This window comes from Hungatella sp. L36, from assembly GCF_014288035.1.
On sequence record NZ_JACOPC010000015.1, the window covers coordinates 1 to 18,664 of the forward strand.

The 18,664-nt window shown below is 45.4% G+C and carries 13 protein-coding genes and 1 pseudogene; 9 read left to right on the plus strand and 5 right to left on the minus strand.

The features are described 5' to 3' along the window. From H8S80_RS26415 to H8S80_RS26425, 3 genes are all read right to left on the minus strand, one after another. A partial coding sequence (locus tag H8S80_RS26415) for an InlB B-repeat-containing protein (RefSeq protein ID WP_187049078.1) occupies positions 1–5,196 on the minus strand: 5,196 nt, incomplete at its 3' end. Positions 5,197–5,209: 13 nt separating this feature from the next. Then, on the minus strand, positions 5,210–6,103 hold the full coding sequence (locus H8S80_RS26420; protein WP_029467060.1) for a hypothetical protein: 894 nt from the start codon (positions 6,101–6,103) through the stop codon (positions 5,210–5,212). A 330-nt stretch (positions 6,104–6,433) separates the two neighbouring features. Next, positions 6,434–7,624 carry a phosphopentomutase gene (locus H8S80_RS26425; RefSeq protein WP_117633000.1) on the minus strand — a complete coding sequence of 397 codons (1,191 nt, stop codon included), beginning with the start codon at positions 7,622–7,624 and terminating at the stop codon, positions 6,434–6,436. A gap of 331 nt (positions 7,625–7,955) precedes the next feature. On the opposite strand from H8S80_RS26425, the gene H8S80_RS26430 reads away from it, so the two are divergent. The 7 genes from H8S80_RS26430 to H8S80_RS26460 all read left to right on the plus strand — a co-directional run bounded on the left by H8S80_RS26430 (position 7,956) and on the right by H8S80_RS26460 (position 14,563). Then, positions 7,956–8,681, plus strand: a complete 726-nt coding sequence (locus H8S80_RS26430; protein ID WP_038259048.1) for a phosphatase — start codon at positions 7,956–7,958, stop codon at positions 8,679–8,681. Then, complete coding sequence (locus H8S80_RS26435) at positions 8,678–9,616, plus strand: LysR family transcriptional regulator (protein WP_117632999.1); 939 nt, start codon at positions 8,678–8,680, stop codon at positions 9,614–9,616. The genes H8S80_RS26430 and H8S80_RS26435 overlap by 4 nt, the downstream gene beginning before the upstream one ends. A 139-nt stretch (positions 9,617–9,755) precedes the next feature. Further along, positions 9,756–10,151, plus strand: a complete 396-nt coding sequence (locus H8S80_RS26440; RefSeq protein WP_002605221.1) for a Fur family transcriptional regulator — start codon at positions 9,756–9,758, stop codon at positions 10,149–10,151. Positions 10,152–10,269: 118 nt separating this feature from the next. After that, entirely contained in the window at positions 10,270–10,812 is a 543-nt protein-coding gene (locus H8S80_RS26445) for an NADH peroxidase (protein WP_002605222.1), read from the plus strand. 158 nt (positions 10,813–10,970) lie between these two features. Further along, positions 10,971–11,507 (plus strand): rubrerythrin, encoded by a 537-nt coding sequence (gene rbr / locus H8S80_RS26450; RefSeq protein WP_002605223.1) that lies wholly within the window; start codon positions 10,971–10,973, stop codon positions 11,505–11,507. 209 nt (positions 11,508–11,716) lie between these two features. Further along, on the plus strand, positions 11,717–11,893 hold the full coding sequence (locus H8S80_RS26455) for a DUF6774 domain-containing protein (protein ID WP_002605224.1): 177 nt from the start codon (positions 11,717–11,719) through the stop codon (positions 11,891–11,893). Positions 11,894–11,992: 99 nt separating this feature from the next. Then, positions 11,993–14,563 (plus strand): PSP family protein, encoded by a 2,571-nt coding sequence (locus H8S80_RS26460; RefSeq protein WP_117632997.1) that lies wholly within the window; start codon positions 11,993–11,995, stop codon positions 14,561–14,563. Positions 14,564–14,807: 244 nt separating this feature from the next. Here the strand turns inward: H8S80_RS26460 and H8S80_RS26465 are convergent, their stop codons facing one another. Next, positions 14,808–15,392 (minus strand): DUF6609 family protein, encoded by a 585-nt coding sequence (locus H8S80_RS26465; RefSeq protein ID WP_117632996.1) that lies wholly within the window; start codon positions 15,390–15,392, stop codon positions 14,808–14,810. A gap of 234 nt (positions 15,393–15,626) precedes the next feature. Here H8S80_RS26465 and H8S80_RS35185 point away from each other — a divergent pair. Next, positions 15,627–15,743: pseudogene (locus H8S80_RS35185) on the plus strand (DUF6075 family protein); the annotation flags it as partial. A 75-nt stretch (positions 15,744–15,818) separates the two neighbouring features. Further along, the gene (locus H8S80_RS26470; RefSeq protein WP_117632995.1) at positions 15,819–16,361 is read left to right on the plus strand and encodes a DUF4368 domain-containing protein; all 543 of its coding nucleotides are present in this window, start codon (positions 15,819–15,821) and stop codon (positions 16,359–16,361) included. A gap of 281 nt (positions 16,362–16,642) precedes the next feature. Here the strand turns inward: H8S80_RS26470 and H8S80_RS26475 are convergent, their stop codons facing one another. Next, positions 16,643–18,490: a cation:proton antiporter gene (locus H8S80_RS26475; protein WP_117632994.1), complete on the minus strand. Its 1,848-nt coding sequence runs from the start codon at positions 18,488–18,490 to the stop codon at positions 16,643–16,645. Positions 18,491–18,664 lie beyond the last annotated feature (174 nt).

The window sequence follows — 18,664 nt, forward strand, 5'->3', positions numbered from 1 at the left end:
GTTTCCTTCGATTACTACATCCTCTGCAGGCATCGTAAAGTTATTTTCACGATTCCAGCCACTAAATGTGTAACCTTCCGTCTCAGGTTCAGCCCTCAGCGTTACTGCGCTTCCATACTCATGAGTCTCGGTATCTCCATACTGGACTCCATCTACCTTATATGTCACTTTGTAGCTGTTAATACTGAAATTTCCCTTAATTACAACATCATTTGCAGGCATCGTAAATGCTTCTTTTTGACTCCAATGGCTGAACGTATACCCGTCTTTTGTCGGTTCTTCTCTAATCTCAACCATTTCGCCAAAGTCATACGATTCTTCTTCCCCGTAGAGAGCTCCATCTACTTCATATCTTACCGTATATTTGTTGATCTCAAAGTGCCCTTCGATTACCACGTTCTCTGCAGGCATTGTAAATCCACTGTCACGACTCCAGCCTTTAAAAGAATATCCTTCCTTTACTGGTTTTTCTCTTAAAGAAACATTTTCGCCATATTGATACGTTTCTACTGCACCGTATGTGGAATTGTCTACTTTATAGGTTACTGTATAACTATTAACGCCAAAGCTTCCCGTTATCTTTATATCGTGAGCAGGCATCTTAAACATTTCAGCATCTTTACCATTAATTTTCCAACCGCTAAAGCTATATCCTTTGGCAGCTGCATCGGCGGCAATTGTTACATCTTCCCCGACTCTGTATGTTTTTGTCTGAGGTAAAGAGCTAACACCATCTGGTACGTTTCCTGTATATTCATACTTTACACTATAACTTTTCCTGTCATAATACAATTTAACAACCAGTTTTCCGTCACCTGTAATTGTTCTGTCTTCAGGCATTGTCAAAGCAGCATTATACTCAAATCCGTCGTTTGTGTAATCTTTCGGCGTAAATGCGGCCTTCTCTCCAGTTACTCCTGAACCAGTCTCTGTGTCAGTCTCTACTAATTTATATTCCTCAGGATTTTCAACGGACTGCTGATAGTGTTCTATTGTGTAAGGAGTATCTGTATTCCTGGTATAATATAGCTTCAATACAGTACTACCATCACCTTGCACTTCTGCCTCTGTAATATTATCCACAATTCCGGAAACATACGTAAATCCCGGCATTGTTTTCTTATAATCATCATCCTTTACAATAGTTCCTGTAGTAGAATATTTGGTTGCTACTACAGTCGCTTTTTGTGGATAACTTTTATCTAACTGCTGTGTATAATGTTCTACAGTGAATGGAATACCATCTTTTGGTTTCCAGATTGCATACAGGTCAACATTAGCATCTTTAATTACAAAAGAATTATTTGTGCCATTTGATACATATCGAGGTGATGTCGATGCTTTATCTGTATCCCAGCCTAAGAATTCATATCCTATGCGGGTAGGTATATTATTATAATTTACACGCACAGTGGTTCCCTCGCTATAATTCTGCGTAGGCGGAACATTTTCGTTACCACCATTTGGCCAATATCTTACAGAATAAGTATTTTTATCTACTACAATACCGTCGACATGCCAATCTCCCTGATCTTTAATTACGTACCATAGAACTTTCTGCGTATCTGGATTAAAACTTTTTCCTGCTTTTTTGGCCGCTGCCGCTATATCTGTACCAAAAGGTTCTATTAAAATATTAGCTGCAACCATTTCAGGGTTATTATTTATTTCTATTTTATTCCTTAAGGTACCAGTTAACTGTGTCTGTGTGGTTGACGGATAATAATCACTTGCTCCATATCCATTAGGTTCAAAAGGAGCTTTTCCATCTGTTCTAATAAAGAATTTAGCCTCCTGGCCATCTGTTCCTTTCTTATTAAGCCACGTAGCATATAGTGTTATATCACTGGTAATAGTATTCGTTTTATTATCAATATTCGGCGGATACTGTACGCCTTCAATAAATGTCTGTTGAAGCATTTCTGTACCACTATGATGGCCAGACTTTTCACCATGCCAACCAACAAACTCATATCCTTTTTTATTTGTAAAAGGATTATCAGGTGTTATAATTTTCCCCTCATCACCCACTATCACGGTAAATGGTTCACCAGTGCCTCCATAATCCTCATTAGGATCAAAGGTCACCGTTATTGTTATTGGCTCAAACCAAAAATATAAGTCTTCTGTTCCATTGTAGCGTTTCCAATTATTATTACCCGATTTTTCCAGAGAATATTCTAATTTATATTCCCAACTAGAATCCCGCTGTTGACGTACCCTAAGAACGGAATCACCATCTTCATAATGATTTCCAATAGTAGCTTTTACAAATCTGTAAGACTTAAATGCATCACTTTCATTATTCATTATATTTGCTGCTATATCTGAAGTCAAACGACTCGAGTTAGAAATTGTATACTTACTCCGCCAATCTTCATAATAATTCTTTGTGCCTATAGACTTACCATCTGTACTCATAGTTCGAATAATTGTAGCCACCAGTCCATTAGAAAAACATAATGCATAGATTGAGAAATGCTCTGCATCAAAAGAAATCGCATTAACCGAATCACCTCCAGTTACATTAACCGTTTCAGCTACAGATTCAATCTCCCGGACTTCTTCAACCCTAACTATTTCAACGTTTTCAGATGTCACATCAACATCACCGGTATCAATATGAGTAATCTCTACCTTTTCAGCTTCCGCACTCTTCTCTTCAATCGCCTTACCTGCAAATGTAACTTCTACATATCCATTTTCACTCCAGCTATTATCCAGAGCCTCCAGTTCGCCTGCTTCATTCTCCACAAACAGCTTAATATCATAAGCCAGAACCGTATTCGCAGAAGTATCTTCACCAGTCTCCTTTGCCGTCTTTTCCTTAACAGCCTCCTCAACCTTCTCCGTAACTTCCGTCACCTTCGCCACAGTTCCTGCCGGCAGAATTCCTTCTTCTGCATGAAGGCTCACGACTACATCGCCCAGAGTCTTGCTGAAATTAAATTCCGGATGCTCCCCAATCTCCGCCATCACCACAACGATTTCCTGTTCTTCCTCAATCTCCGGAACAACAAACCGTTTTACGCCTGTATCTGCATTAGAAGCAGTAGCTTCGTCATCTTCTACTGCTTCAAGGCTTTCCCCATTTGCAGTTACATGGTCAATGACATAGCCAACCTGTGGTTTTACGGTAAATGTTAAATCTTTTCCTTCTTCTACATTCTTAGCGCCCTTTACAGCAGCCGTACCAACTGGTGTAACCGTATAAGTAACGGCATAGCCTTCTTTAGACACGTCGATATGCAGCTTATTCAAAGTAGTAACATAGGCCTTTGCATAATAGGACTCATCCAATACTACCTGGCCATAGGTCTTGCCGCTGGTGGTTCCTGTTTTCGATACTTCTTCTTTTTCGTCAGCTTCAGGATCCACTACCAGAGAATCGTTCTTCTTTCCGTCTTCTCCGTTAGCAGCATGATCCTTTCCATCAACTGTTGTATCGTCTGCCTTATTATCTTCCGCAGCATTTTTGTCTGCATTATCTTTATCAGCATTATCCTTATCAGAATTATCATCAATTACAGCATCGCCCTGGCCGTCGTCCGGTTTGGATACTTCGCCCTGGTCATCTGCCTTATCATCAGAAGGATCCTGGTTTTCTCCGTTGTCAGGAGTCACAGCATCTGCCTTATTGTCCTCAACAGCGCTGTTTCCTTCTTCTCCATCAGGAGTCACCACAGCATCTTTATCAGCATTGCCGCCGTTGCTGCCGTTGCTGCCGTCTTCTGTATTTGTATCGCTATTAACATCTTCGCTATCATGCTTATCACTGGTATCTGTGTTATCAGCCTTATCGGTTTTATCTGCGGCATCAACTTTATCTTCCTTACCTTCATCAGAAGATACCTTGTCGCTCTCCTTACTTCCTGCATCCCCATTGACTGCAGTTGTAAGAATATGAGTATAATGACGGTTCAAAGTCGCTGCCGATACCAGAGAGTCCCCCTGATCGGAACCGCTGTCAGAAGAGCCGCTGTCAGACGCCCCGCTGTTCGAAGATCCGCTATCAGATGCTCCATTATTCGAAGCCCCACTGTTCGAAGCCCCGCCATCAGACGCCCCACTATTGGAAGCTCCGCCATCAGATGCCGCCCCACTGTTCGAAGACCCACTCTCAGAATTCCCCGCTTCGGCCTTTCCGCCGTCTTCGGTCTTGTTCGTATCACTATTCTGTACGCCGCCGTTCGTTCCGGTATGGTCTTCCGGCTTCTGAACCTGCTCTTCTTTTCCTGTATTTGTATTGGAATGGTCGGTATTTTCCCCATCTGCGTTTGCATCCGGGTTCTGAACCGTTCCGTCATTTGTTCCGTTTCCATCACTTACATTAGCATCCGGATTCTGAACGTCATTTGCTGCATTTCCATTTTCTCCGTCTAAGCCTGCATCTGGATTCTGAACATCACCGTTTGCCGCGCCTTCTCCGTCAATCGCTCCGCCTGCATTTCCATCCGGGTTCTGTACATCGCCGTTTGTGGTACCATTGCCGTCAGCCGCTTCGCCCATATTTGCATCTCCGTCAGGGTTCTGAACGGTTCCGTCAACTGCTCCGTCTCCGCCGCCGGCATTGCCATCGGGATTCTGCACTTCGCTGCCAGCTCCGCCATTAACTCCAGCGCCTCCGGCTCCGTTTCCGGCTCCGTTTCCGTTACCTTCACCGCCAACCGGTGCTGTCGGTGCTTCCGCATCCAGTAAAGTGGAATTCCCCTTTACCGTTACCTTCTGAGTCGTATATCCGTCAATTCTGGAACGGAATGTCACTCTCGCATCAGAATCATTGATATACAGGAAAATGATATCCTCATCGCCTGTAATCTGATATCCTTCGGGATCGCCGTTAATACGAATAAACATACGAAGCTCTGCTCCGTCTGCATATTCCTCTTCGTCCATATCGTAAGCCGGTGCAAACTCAAATACAGAACCTGTTTCAAACAGCCTCTGATATTCCTTTGCAAGGCTTCGGTCGGATGTATCCACGCCGAGGTCCTCAAAATTAAATTCATCGCCATTATCAATGGCTGCCTGCGCAGAGTCTCTCAAATCCTCTCCGCTCATCACAAATGTAGCATTCTCTTTCTCAAAAGCAGCGGCCACATCCGCCCATGACACCATGTTAAATGAGGTCATTGTAAGAACAAATGACAGGAATCCCGCCAAACCTCTTCTTAACTTTTTCTTTAATCCCTTCATAGCTTCCCCTCTCTTACCCTTCCATCAGGGCACTCTCTCTATTTTTATGCAGATATCTGTCTTCATATAAAATCCGTCCGTCACTGCTCTCCAGTGCGGAGGTCATCAGGAGCACCAGCTCCATGAAACTTCGGAAGGCCTGTTTTTCACCGGTTTCCCTCCAGCGTATAACGCCCTGCCAGGTCGAATGTTCCCGGAACAGGATCTTTATCAGAAAGGTGGCTTCTTTCCCGCCTTCCCGGTAAACAGACCACATCTTATCCGGTATGATCCTGATGTCTTCGTTCTGTCCTCCGGAATCGTCTTCCCTCAGACTGCCAAGTCCGATAAAGTGCCCCATGGCATCAGCCAGGGCTATGGTCCCCGTAAAATCTTCCAGATAATTGAGGAAGGCGTTCTGAACGCTTCCAGCCAGCAGACCGCCCTCGAAGGAGTCTACGGCGATCTGACAGACATTTGAGGTCTTTTGTGACTGCCTCCGCTCGCCCGGTCCGTTCAGCACCCGTTCTATCCAGTAGGTCATCTGCAGAAAACTCTCAAATTCCTGTTTTTCCTGCCCTTCCAGCCAGGAGATCTCTCCCTGCCAGCTCGTGTTGTATCTGAACTTTACGTTGAGTTTAAATGTGGCCAGCGTTCCATCTTCCAGCTGATCATATTCCTGTACAGGAGGTTCAGGAAGCTTCGTTCCGCCAAATCTCCGGTAATCCATCGTTCTCTTCGGATTCGCCAACTCATCGAATATCCGGTTCATGTGAAGCATCATCTCCAGGTAATTCTCAAACCGGATCCCCGGCGCCGTGCCTGCGTGATATATAATGCCGCTCATACAGCCATTCTCAAAGCCATTTACCGATATTTTGAAGTAGCGGGAAGAGTTGCGGTTCATACTCATCTTTGCTATCGTCATAAATTTTTCCTTCTCCCTCTGTTCAGAGCTTTTGTTTCTCTATTTTTATTACATTTTCTTCAAATAAATATAGTTTTACCCAGTGTCTGTAACCAGTATATACCAGATCGGTTACAAATTGGTTACATTTTAAGTTTTTTTGAAAATAATTTAAAATTATTTGTAATGTGTAACCGTAACCTTAAAAACTGCATGAAACTGGTGTCTGAACACGCAAAAAGCGCCGGAAATACCGGGAGATTACATCTCCTCACGTATTTCCGGCGCTCATTTAAAAGCTTTTATTCAGTTTTGTTCTCATGGACGGTTACAAGTCTCGGCGCATCACTTCTATTTTAATTCCTGAAGTATCGATTTTCCAATCGTTCCTTCCGGCATTGTAACCCCGAAATTGTCTGTGATGGTAGCTCCGATTACGGCGAAGGTATCTTCTGACGGGATTCTTCCGCTTCCGCTCATGGAAGGAGAGTATGCCAGAAATGGTACTTTCTCTTTCGTATGATCCGTACCGGTATAAGTCGGGTCATTGCCGTGATCAGCCGTTAAGATCAGTAAATCATCTTCTTTTAACTTGCTCAGAACGATCTGCAGCTTCTCATCAAACCGCTCGATCTCTTTACCGTAACCGATCGGGTCGCGGCGGTGTCCCCACAGCGCGTCGAAATCCACCAGATTTACAAAGCACAGGCCGTGGAAATCCTTATCCATGACTTCGATGGTCTGCTCCATTCCATGTACGCTGCTCTGTGACTTATAAGCCTCCGTAATTCCTTCACCGTCAAAGATATCCTTAATCTTGCCGATACTTATCACATCGTATCCTGCTGCCTTTAAGGCATCCAGCGCGGTTGGTCCGTAGGGCTTTAACGCATAGTCATGGCGGTTAGGAGTCCGTTTGAACTCGCCCTTCTTCCTGCCCACATACGGTCTGGCAATCACGCGGCCCACCTTCCACTCGTCTCTCATCGTCAGCTCCCTGGCGATCTCGCAACAGCGGTACAGCTCGTCAAGTCCGAAGGTCTCCTCGTTTCCGCAGATCTGAAGCACAGAATCGGCAGAGGTGTAGACGATCATGTCTCCGGTCGCAATCTCATGCTCGCCATACTCATCTAAAATCTCTGTTCCGCTGGCCGATTTATTACCCACGATCTTATGTCCCGTGCGCTTTTCCAGCTCCTCAATCAGTTCCTTCGGAAATCCGTGCTCGGTAAATGTCTGAAACGGCTTCGTAATATGAAGTCCCATCATCTCCCAGTGTCCGGTCATCGTGTCCTTGCCGGTACTGGCTTCATTCAGTTCTGTGTAATAGGCCAGCGGCTTCTCTGCCGGCTCTGCATGAATTAAGGGATGCAGGTTTGCAATTCCCATTTTTGCAAGATTCGGTATGTGGAAGCTCTCCATCCGCTCATCGATATGTCCCAGCGTATCCGTCCCCACGTCGCCATACTCCGCCGCATTATCCATCGCTCCGATTCCCAGGGAATCCAGCACAATGGTAAAAATTCTGCGATATTTTTCCATATTGTATCATTCTCCTTCTGTCTGCAACACTATTTATATTGGTTCGATATTGGTATTATACTCCATAAAATTCATTTTATAAAAGGACAAATGTCTTAATGAATTATTTTTTCTAATATGATTGGGGAAAGATAAGCCGTGAGAGCTGCCGCTGAGCAGGCAGGCATCTTGTATACAGCGCGCTGCCTCTTGATTTCTCTGCTTTTTTGGTGACAATTCTGTTTACTTTTATCCAGAATATGGTATATTTGTAATTAGAAAGATTACATTTTAGACAGACACAAATTGTATAACAAAAAGGAGATGAGGCGCAGGCCTCCATACGTTATTTATGAAAGATATCATGGATTTACACACCCATACCACCGCAAGCGGCCATGCATACAACACACTTTATGAGATGGCACGCTCTGCCTCAGAGAAAGGTCTCACGCTTTTCGGTTCGACAGATCATGCACCGAAGATGCCGGGAACCTGTCATGAATTTTATTTTATTAATTTTAAAGTCATACCGCGCACCCTGTTCGGCGTAAAGATACTGATGGGGTCCGAACTCAACATTCTGGATTATACCGGCCGCATTGATTTAAGGGAAGGCATACTGGAACGTCTCGATTACACCATCGCTAGCATCCACGAGCCCTGCTACAAATGCGGTACCATTGCAGAAAATACAAATGCCTATTTAGGGGCCATCAAAAATCCTTATGTTAAAATCATCGGCCACCCGGATGACGGACGGTTTCCTATTGATTACGACACGGTCGTAGCCGCCGCCGCGGAACACCACACGCTGCTGGAGCTCAACAGCAGCTCGCTGCATTCGACAAGCATGCGGCTCCACGCAAAAGAAAACTACCGGATCATGCTGGATTTATGTAAACACTATAAAGCATCTGTCATCATTGACAGCGACGCCCACATCGAGGCTGATGTGGGAAATCATAAACTTGCCTGGGAGCTCATCTGCGAGACCGGCTTCCCGGAAGAGCTGATTGTAAACGGTTCTCTGGACCGTCTGCTTCCGTATATCCCCAGGCTGAAGGAGTGCTTATGATAAACTTTCTGAATCTGGAATATTTTCTGGCAGCGGCCGAGGAACTTAACATCACCCGGGCAGCCAAACGCCTCTATATATCCCAGCAGTCATTAAGCAATCATATTTCCAATCTGGAAAAGGAGTTTGACGTCCAGCTGTTCAACCGGACGACACCGCTGACACTCACCTATGCCGGAAGAGCGCTGAAGCTGCGCGCCAAACAGCTGCTGGAACTAAAGGATGAGACGTACCGACAGCTGGCCGATATTAAGGATTTTACCACTGGTCAGATATCCATCGGGGTTTCTCACACGCGGGGACGTTTTCTCCTTCCCGCCATCCTGCCGGTCTACCGTGAAAAGTTTCCGAACATCGAGCTTCACCTGGTAGAAGGCAATTCGTCGGAGTTAAGTACTTCCCTGATCCGGGGAGACATCGACTTAATTATTGACCTGCTTCCATTTAAAGCAGAAAACGTGGAGACCGTCACGATCTGTGAAGAAGAGATTCTTCTCATCGTTCCCGATCAGATCCTGGACAGCTTTTTCCCCGGCCACCAGGAGGAAATTAAGAGTCAGCTGGAAGAAAATGCGGACGTGCGTTTGTTAAAAGATTGTCCATATCTTCTTATTAACAAAGGAAACCGCGTCCGGACCATTGCCGACGAAATTTTTGAGGATGCACAGATCACGCCCTCCATTGTTCTTGAAACGGAAAATATCGAAACCGTACTGGCTCTGGCGGGCAAAGGGATGGGAATCACATTTTATCCCAAGATGTTTATGTCAGGAACCGGGCTCATGACCGATCTGCCAAAGAATAAAAAGGGACTCAATTTCTATTCCCTTCCAAAAGGGCGCACCCACGGGATTCTGGCCTTCGGCTACCATAAAGGCCGCTATCTGTCCCAGGCTACGGAAGAATTTATCCGGATCGCCAGGGAAAACATATAAAAACTGATTTAATATAGAAAAAACTACGTTTTTACCTGTATTTTCGACCTTCACAGCATTGACAATCACCATTTGGTGGTGTATTATTAAATAGTAACCATTATCAGTATTATTACTATTTTAATGCAAAGGAGCTGCTATGAAGACATTGAAGTATAGCCGTCAGCGGGAATCCATCAAATCTTGTTTGATGGCCAGGCATGACCATCCGACTGCCGACGCCCTATACACATCAATCCGCGAAGAATATCCAAACATCAGCCTTGGGACTGTCTACCGCAATTTAAACCTGCTGGTGGAGTTGGGGGAAATTCAGAAGCTGACATGTGGAGATGGGGCAGATCATTTTGATGCAGACACTTCACCGCACTATCATTTCGTATGCAGGGACTGCGGCCAGGTCTACGACCTGCCTTTAAAAACCCTGGATAACATCAATCAACTGGCTCAGGAATATGCGGACGGCCATGTTGACAGCCATACAATCTTTTTCTACGGTACCTGCAAAAATTGTTTAGAAAAAAATTTGCAATAAGTATTGACAGAAGCAGAAAGATGTGCTAAATTAATATCAGTAATCATTACTGTTATTGATTACAACAAAACAAGTTCAATAAAAACAAATATATAAAAATGAAAAGGAGACATGAATTATGAAGAAATGGGTTTGTACAGTATGCGGTTATGTTCACGAAGGAGAGACTGCTCCGGAATTTTGTCCAGTATGTAAGGTACCAGCTGAGAAGTTCAAATTACAGGAAGAGGATATGTCATGGGCAGCTGAGCATGAATTAGGAGTAGCTCAGGGCGTTCGTGAAGATATCATCAAAGATTTAAGAGCAAACTTCGAGGGTGAATGTTCTGAGGTTGGTATGTACTTAGCTATGTCCAGAGTCGCTTTCAGAGAAGGCTATCCGGAAGTTGGCATGTACTACAAGCAGGCAGCTTACGAAGAGGCTGATCACGCTTCCAGATTCGCTGAATTACTTGGCGAGTGTGTAACTGCAAGCACAAAGAAGAACCTTGAATTAAGAGTTGCTGCTGAGAACGGCGCTACTGCAGGTAAAGTTGACTTAGCAAAACGTGCTAAAGAGTTAAACCTTGATGCAATTCATGATACCGTACATGAGATGGCAAGAGACGAAGCTCGCCATGGCAAAGCATTCAAGGGTCTGCTTGACAGATACTTTGGCTAATTCATAAATATTCACTTCACCATCTTCAGGGAACGGCATAGCTTGATTATACCGTTCCCTGGTTTTCCACCGGGAGATCCGGATCGGGAACGAATTCACTCATTGAACAGTCGGGTTCATTGATACCAAAGAAAAAAAATAATCAGGAGGGTTATCACATGTCTAAATATGCAGGAACAAAAACAGAAAAGAACTTAATGGACGCTTTCGCAGGCGAGTCTCAGGCAAGAAATAAATATACATATTATGCTTCTGTAGCGAAAAAAGCTGGCTACGAGCAGATGGCTGCTTTATACTTAGAGACAGCAGATCAGGAAAAAGAGCACGCTAAAATGTGGTTCAAAGAATTCCATGGCATCGGCAGCGTTGAAGAAAACCTTGCAGACGCAGCGGAAGGTGAAAACTACGAGTGGACCGATATGTACAAGAGAATGGCTGAGGAAGCCAGAGAAGAAGGCTTCGAAGAGTTAGCCATCAAATTTGAGTTTGTTGGAAAAGTGGAAGCTGCTCATGAGAAACGTTACTTAAAGCTTCTTGACAGCTTAAAGAACGATAAGACCTTCAAGGGCGACGCTCCTCTTGGCTGGAAATGCCGTAACTGCGGATACGTACACGAAGGACCGGAAGCTCCTGAAGTATGCCCGACATGTGCACATCCGAAGGCTTATTTTGAAAGAAAAGTTGAGAATTATTAATTCTTAATCCATAAAAGCGACTGAGGAATCCGCTGTGCAGGCGGCGGAATAACCAGTATCTTTGAAAAATAACTCCCTACGGGAAAGGATCGTAATAGACGGATCCGTTTCCACAGGGAGTTATTTTTTTTCTGCGGTAAGGCCCGTCCCGTCTGATTCTGCATTCTATTTCTGATCTGAACTGCATAATCTGTCAGGAGGTGATCCATATGCAATCCTGTGAATTAGTAATCTCCATATCGAGTCTGGCCTGCTGCATTGCCGAAGGAAAAAGTGCCGATGAAATTGCACTTCTCGCGTCTATCCTCTCACAGCTGGGCGATACGCTTGCCACGATTTCCGCACATCAGGCTTTATGCTGTCCGCCGGAGGATACAAAAAAGTAAAAGTATGCTACAATAGAAGTATACAAAGCAGTATATCAAATAAATTCTAACTTCACCATTTAACGTATATTCTAAAGAGAAAGACTGAGGAACTGCCACATGCAAGAGCAGGATAACAAAAGACAGGATCGCACGCGAAAACCCAGGTTCCCCGATAGATGCCCGCCTGTCCGTAAAAAACGCTTAATCCTGATTTTACTCCCGCTGTTTCTGCTCATTCTACTGCTGCTTTATTACAAAGCAGGTAATCATAAAGAACCCATCCGTCCGGTTGTCCTCGACAGCAAACCGGTCGGAATGATCTGGCCGGACAGCGACAATGGGAATCGAAATACTGCCCAGGCATCCTTTTCCATTAAAAACCCTTCTTCTAAGACCCAAAGCGTCACGTTTCAGATTACTTATGACCTTCTCCTGTCAGAAAAACATTTCACATTTGATATAGAGCACCTGTATGTGAAAGATGAGGAGGGAACATTTCGCGAACTTCCGGATACCGTAATGGAGATACCGGGCAATACCACCCTGTCTGTAAGAGTCACAGCGGTGGACCACGAAAGCGCGATGGAGCTGACTACGAGAGGCGCTCCTGAGGTCAGGATCATTTTCCCGAATACAGATAGTTCCGGGGAATTACCAGAGGATTATACCACCGATACGAGAAGCACTGTTTTTCAAGACAGAGATGAGAAGCTGGCCTTCCTCTCCAGATATCTTGAAATGCCCTCTGAGATGATCGATGCAGCCTATCACATTGTTTATCAGGATAATTCCAAAGGAAGAGTCCCGGGTCCTTCTGATTACGATATCAGGGCGGCCTTCACAGTGGAGGCGGACGATCTCTCCCTCTGGACAAAGGACATGAAGAAAATTCTGCCGGAGCAGGTCGATCCGGGCTGGTGGGAGGACTTAAAGACCTCCGGTTTTACATGGGACATCCCGTCAGATGCCGAGTATTACAAACGGCCTGGCTCTGAAAGCTATATCGTCATCTGCCCTGACCTTCATCTGATCCTGAAAATGGTTTCGTCGCTGTCTCTTCCCCTTTCGCTTGAAGATTCTGCATCCCGGGAGGAATTCCCCGAAGAGCTCCCCGGTTACGATCAGTTCAAGACGCTGGCTGCGGATACTCTGGGATACGATCATTCTGCCGTGCCTTACATAAGAACTGCGATGACCGAAAAGGTGCACGCAGCAGACGGAACGGAGCTTACACTTATATGTTACCGGGCCATGTTTTGCAATAGCCCATTATATGGGATTCCTGTCCTTGTCATCAGTGGAGATGGCGGCACCTCCTGTACGGTTCTCTGTGACGGCTCCTATGGAGATGAATGGTATCTGGCGGATATTGACGGAGACGGTCAGGACGAGCTTCTGATGCATCATTTAATCAGTATCACCGGAGGGGCTGGCGCCTATGAGAGTGACATCTATCGGATATCCGACGGCAGTCCGGCCAAAATATTCGGCAGCCCGGAGTGGGATGGCGATAATTATTTCGATACGTATTTTACCCTTCATCTGTCGGAAGGATATACCCATACGGTGCAAAACGGTTCTACAGGGTTTTACACCACTTTCACACGCAAAGGCCCGGAAGGAAATCCCTACTTTGACGCGGAAGGAAATCTCACCGACGAAGGCAGGGAGAACAATGAAACGGACTGGCTGAGTGCGGATCCTTATTTCTATCTCTTCACACCTGTGGACGCAGACGGCGACGGCGTCTTTGAAATTATGACTGCCCAGTATACGTATCTCTATGGGCGCTCCGATGGGCTGGGAGCCGCGTATACCCTTCTCAAATGGGACAGCGGCATGGAACGAATGTATATCATGAAAGCCGGCTTCTGGCCCTATGAGGATCACGAGGAGGACGATCAGGAATATACCGGGCAATGGGAAGAATATGAAAACACCTGGTATAAGAAGGACCAGCCGGATCTGGGCGATTTACTCGATTCCAGGGCGCTTATCAAAGCAGCCAGCGACCAGATCCGGGCGATAGATTTTCACGTCAGGCAGTTCCCGATCAACGATTCTCTGTACGACGCGGCGGCAGATAAAATCTACAGGGAGGCCTTTTACAAGGCTGTAACCAACCAGAAACCGGTGCTTTGCAGGGCGTACCGGTCTCTGGATTACGAAGAAGATACGTATCAGAATATCCTTCGAAGCGAATATCTAAGTGATCAGGAGTTTCTGAGACAGGAACTGAAACAGGACTCCAGCTACTATTATACGGACTATGACGGCGATGGTCTGCCGGAACTGATCGTTCGGAATATGGGACTCTACGGATTAAAATACGATCCGGAACAGGACCAGGTCTATCTGTTTCTGTCGGTCTACAGCAGTTACGGCTACTTCATGGGGGCCGGACAAATATTCTGGCACAATCCCTGCCTCGCCAGCAAGGATATGTATAGCTACGAGTCAGAGGACAGGAACGGCAACCGGGTTTTTGCGGGATTTAAGACAGTCTTTCATTGGGATGATGATGTTGGGAGCAGTGAGTCCTACTATATATCAACAACGGACTATTCCGACGTGGAGGTGAGTCAAAAACTGTGGGAGGAACTATTCGGCCTGCTGCAGGAAGCCCGCAGCGAAACGCCCGAGCCTGAGACTTATGAGGAATTTTTCAAAGATTTCTATAAGGAATAGCAGAGGGAAACGATAACTGGAAGGAAAAGCTTCTAAAGGCTGGTTTGGGCATGGTAGACACAAAAATACACAACTCACAGAAATACTTAAACTGCCGGACTTACGGCGGCTGAATAAGTTTAGTAGAGGTACAAAATGCAGAGTATATTGGAACGATTATTCAATGGAGATATTTACCCCAGTGAGCAGACCAGGGTAAAGCTCATTGGGTATCAGGAAGCTCGCAAGGCGGCATAATCACCAATCAAAATAATTTACAATAAAAAGTGTTTTTGTTGTTGCCAGGTTTTTGAAAAATCATGGCTGCTCCAATAATAATTTTTGTAATCCCATCCAAAATTGCAATATACAGAAAGGGGATATTAGCAAACAGCAACCCAATTACACCGTACGCCAAACACAATATTCCCAACATTACTACGCTTTTACCATGCACAAAATAGAAAACAAAAAAATGCAATGCCGCGGCGATAAATAGAAAAAGCCATATAGTTCGCATACTTTGGTGAGTGAGCCAGCAAAAGCTTCCGAACAAGGCGCAAAACAATCCAAGTGACCCCAACGCAACGTTTGACATTTTTTTCTGAAAGCAAGATGGCTGGCTGCTTGCTAATCTATTAAAAATTATTTTTTTATTTCCATAACACAAATAAAATCCTATACCATAGCCAACAACAAATATGATTGGATTGACACACAGGTCATACCCCAACAGAGAAGATACGATTATGACTAACCCAATTATGGCAAACCATATGCCGCAAGTCTTCTTCGTTGCATAATCATAAACTTCCCCATTGTATCCTAGTTTTATCAATATTGATTTCATTACTGTATACATCTCCTATGTAGTAACCGTATGGTACGCCTTATCCGTCAAAGGCGTATTGCGTCAAATATAATTAATTCCCATCTCACACCCTAAAGAATAGTGACAGAGATTATTTTTTATATTCAGTATAACAAAATGCACTCAGATAGTAAATCAGAACTTTGTAAAGTTTCTGCAGACACCCTATTGTCGTTTTACCACCTTTAATTTCAAAAAAGCGGAGGAAACTACATCTATGACTTTTCAGGTCACAGCATCCGCCACGGTCTTGATAACGGCAGCGTAGACTTTTGCTCCAGCGGACGATCTCTTGTCCGTTTGGGCTTTAACCTCTACAACAACTATTGCTGCCTAAAAAACAAAGGACAAAACCAGGCTTATTGTAGACACCGAAACCGCCGATACGATCGGGGATATTTTCAGATGGTACAAAGAGGGGCTTGGCAAGACGCCTATCGCCAAAAGCTGAATGGTCCGGGTGTTCCAGCCCCCGCAACACAGCGGTTTATGCAGGATGCAAGAGAACGCCCCCGCGAGTATACAAAGCGAATGGTTTGGCTTTGGAGCGCACAAAGCATCACCACAATACTGGAAAATGGCATTGAACAAATCAAGCTGGGTCTGTACACGGATTTGAAAAAGGGCTTGCTGTCCGAGGCTGATTATGTTTCACTGAAATCCGGCTATGCCAAGCAAGCGAACACACTGGCGGAGCAAATTTCATCACATCGGGAAGAACGCCAAACTCTTGACAGCCAAGAAATGCTGCAAAATGAATGGATAGAGCGATTTCGGAAGTACAGGGAAATTGAAACGCTTGATAGACGGCTTGTTACCGATTTGATTGAGCAAATTGACGTGCATGAAGGCAAACGTATCACGATTCACTTCAAGTTTCAGGACGAATTTGAAAAGGGACAGGCGCTTGTCGAACAAGAAATCTGTGAACTCAAAAGTACCGGATAACGCGCCTTAAAATGTGGGGTGACTATCAGTTGTGTATTCTGATAGTCCCCCAATAAAGACATTGTTAAAATACCCAATTTTTTCTGCGAACTCCTTATGGTATATGAAAGCGGCCATCTGCCCTGCGGTTTTAGAGGGACGAAAGATGAGGGTAAAAAACTGGTTTATTAGGGCGCTGACTGAGGCTCAATTGGCAGCGAAAAGGGAACCGCAGACATGTGTCTTGCCTGCGGTTCCCTCCTGCAATTTCTTTATACGATTCTTACCACTCTCTTCTATTCTTATTTCTTTTTCTTTCTCGCCTTCCCCTTCCTCGCGGCTTTCTCTTTTTCCGGCTCGATTTCGCGTTCGATATCGTAGTCTTCTTCCTGATCTTCGACGCCCGCCTCCAGTTCCTTAATCTGCTCTAAAAGCTCATGCTGCAGGAGTTCCTCGTCTGACATTTCTTTTTTTTTGCGAGTATCCGTATTTTTCCGGCCTTTTCCATTTCCCGTCTTTTTTCCGTTGCTGTCACCATTCGGCTGGTCAGTCATTTTATGTAGGTCTGCTTTGGAATTATCCTCTTCCCCATACTCCTTTTTTCTTTTTGACGATTTCTTTGAGCTGCATTCTATGCCGTCTTTACTGGATCTGCCCTCCCCATTACAGTTCCCGTCTTCCTCCTCCATTTCGCCGCTTTCATTTACGTCAGATTCGAGTTTTCCATCCGTATCACGTTCTCCGTCACTCTCATCTTCACTCTCATTTTCACTCTCATCTTCCCCCTCATCTTCACTCTCATTTTCCCCCCCATCATCACTCCCATCTTCACTCTCATTTTCACTTCCATCTTCCCAACTCCCATCGTCTTCCTCATGTTCCTCATTCTCCGATGCGATCAGGTTCTCCTCGTGAATCTCATCCTCCCTCTCCTTTGCCACTTCCTTCATTTTATCCGTAGTAATGCTGCCGGAGAGGAACAGGGACATCTTGGCGCAGACCGGCCCTACCATCTCGTAGAGGACGGAAGAAGAGAGAATAATGGTCAGAAGCAGTTTCCCCATCTCCTCGGGGAGCAGCCTCTGTCCCAGAAACGCCAGACCGATGGCGACACCGGCCTGAGGGATCAGAGCCAGGCCCATATAATTTCGAATTTCCCTGCTGGTTCCCGTAATCAGGCAGCTGATATACGTTCCCAGATACTTTCCGATAATTCTCACGATAAAGTATGCCAGACCCACCGTGCCCACGGTCGTCAGCGCAGACAGATCCAGATTCATGCCCGACATGATAAAGAATATGGACATGACCGGAGGCGTAAAGTTATTAATCTGCCGGTACAGCTTCTTATCGCTGGTAAGATTGATATACGACGCGCCGAAGATCATGCAGGACAGCAGCGGCGAAATATCGAGAGACGCGCAGATACCAGAGATCCCCAGAAGCATGGCAATAGCCAGAATCAGCCTGTTGTCCTTGCTTCTGGCCGGTATCAGAAGCCGGCTCAAGAAGTAACCGCAGAAAAATCCCAGTCCCAGAGCCAGGATATTATAGACCACCGGCATCAGGACCGTGGACATGGTCAGCTCTTCATTTCCCGTTCGTCCGGCAATGCCTGCCACAATACTGAACGCCAGAAGGCAGACCACATCATCCAGCGCCACGATCTGCAGCAGCGTATTGACAAATTCTCCCTTTGCCTTATACTGGTTGATCGTCATCATCGTGCTGGCTGGTGCCGTCGCCGTCGCGATTGCGCCCAGAATCAACGCAAAATTCCACTCCATCTTGAAGACGCCCACACAGAACAGCGTTACCAGCACGCCGGCCAGCAGAGCCTCGAAGAGCGTGATGATGATAATCCTGCTTCCCGTCTTTAACAGCACTTCCTTCTTAAAAAACTTTCCGACTCCGAACGCAATAAACGCCAGCGCCAGATCGCTGACAAACCCCATGTGGCCGATAATCTCTACCGGGATTAGATTTAACCCGCATGGCCCGATTAAGATTCCCGCCATAATATAACCGCTGACCTTTGGCAAATTCAGCGTATTGGTCAGCCGCGTCATAATAAAACCGGCAAACAGGATCACTGACAGAATCAGCAATACCCTGGTGCCTTCACTTACCCCTGCTAAATATCCCTGCATTTTTTTGCCCCCTGTTCCCATTTATAGTAACTGTTCCCCCATGACCGGCAGCACGCATCCCACTGCACGGAAACGTCAAAAAAGAGCAAGGAAATAAAACGAAATCCATTCGTTTCTATCCCTTACTCTTTCTCTCAAAGGTTTTTATTCTATTCTTTTTAGACTGCTCTTGAA

Bases quoted from the DNA above. Each gene is read 5' to 3' on its own strand.
- H8S80_RS26420 (WP_029467060.1), bottom strand. From the start codon at position 6,103: ATGACGATAGCAAAGATGAGTATGAACCGCAACTCTTCCCGCTACTTC.
- H8S80_RS26425 (WP_117633000.1), bottom strand. From the start codon at position 7,624: ATGGAAAAATATCGCAGAATTTTTACCATTGTGCTGGATTCCCTGGGA.
- H8S80_RS26430 (WP_038259048.1), top strand. From the start codon at position 7,956: ATGAAAGATATCATGGATTTACACACCCATACCACCGCAAGCGGCCAT.
- H8S80_RS26435 (WP_117632999.1), top strand. From the start codon at position 8,678: ATGATAAACTTTCTGAATCTGGAATATTTTCTGGCAGCGGCCGAGGAA.
- H8S80_RS26440 (WP_002605221.1), top strand. From the start codon at position 9,756: ATGAAGACATTGAAGTATAGCCGTCAGCGGGAATCCATCAAATCTTGT.
- H8S80_RS26445 (WP_002605222.1), top strand. From the start codon at position 10,270: ATGAAGAAATGGGTTTGTACAGTATGCGGTTATGTTCACGAAGGAGAG.
- rbr (WP_002605223.1), top strand. From the start codon at position 10,971: ATGTCTAAATATGCAGGAACAAAAACAGAAAAGAACTTAATGGACGCT.
- H8S80_RS26455 (WP_002605224.1), top strand. From the start codon at position 11,717: ATGCAATCCTGTGAATTAGTAATCTCCATATCGAGTCTGGCCTGCTGC.
- H8S80_RS26460 (WP_117632997.1), top strand. From the start codon at position 11,993: ATGCAAGAGCAGGATAACAAAAGACAGGATCGCACGCGAAAACCCAGG.
- H8S80_RS26465 (WP_117632996.1), bottom strand. From the start codon at position 15,392: ATGAAATCAATATTGATAAAACTAGGATACAATGGGGAAGTTTATGAT.
- H8S80_RS26470 (WP_117632995.1), top strand. From the start codon at position 15,819: ATGGTACAAAGAGGGGCTTGGCAAGACGCCTATCGCCAAAAGCTGAAT.
- H8S80_RS26475 (WP_117632994.1), bottom strand. From the start codon at position 18,490: ATGCAGGGATATTTAGCAGGGGTAAGTGAAGGCACCAGGGTATTGCTG.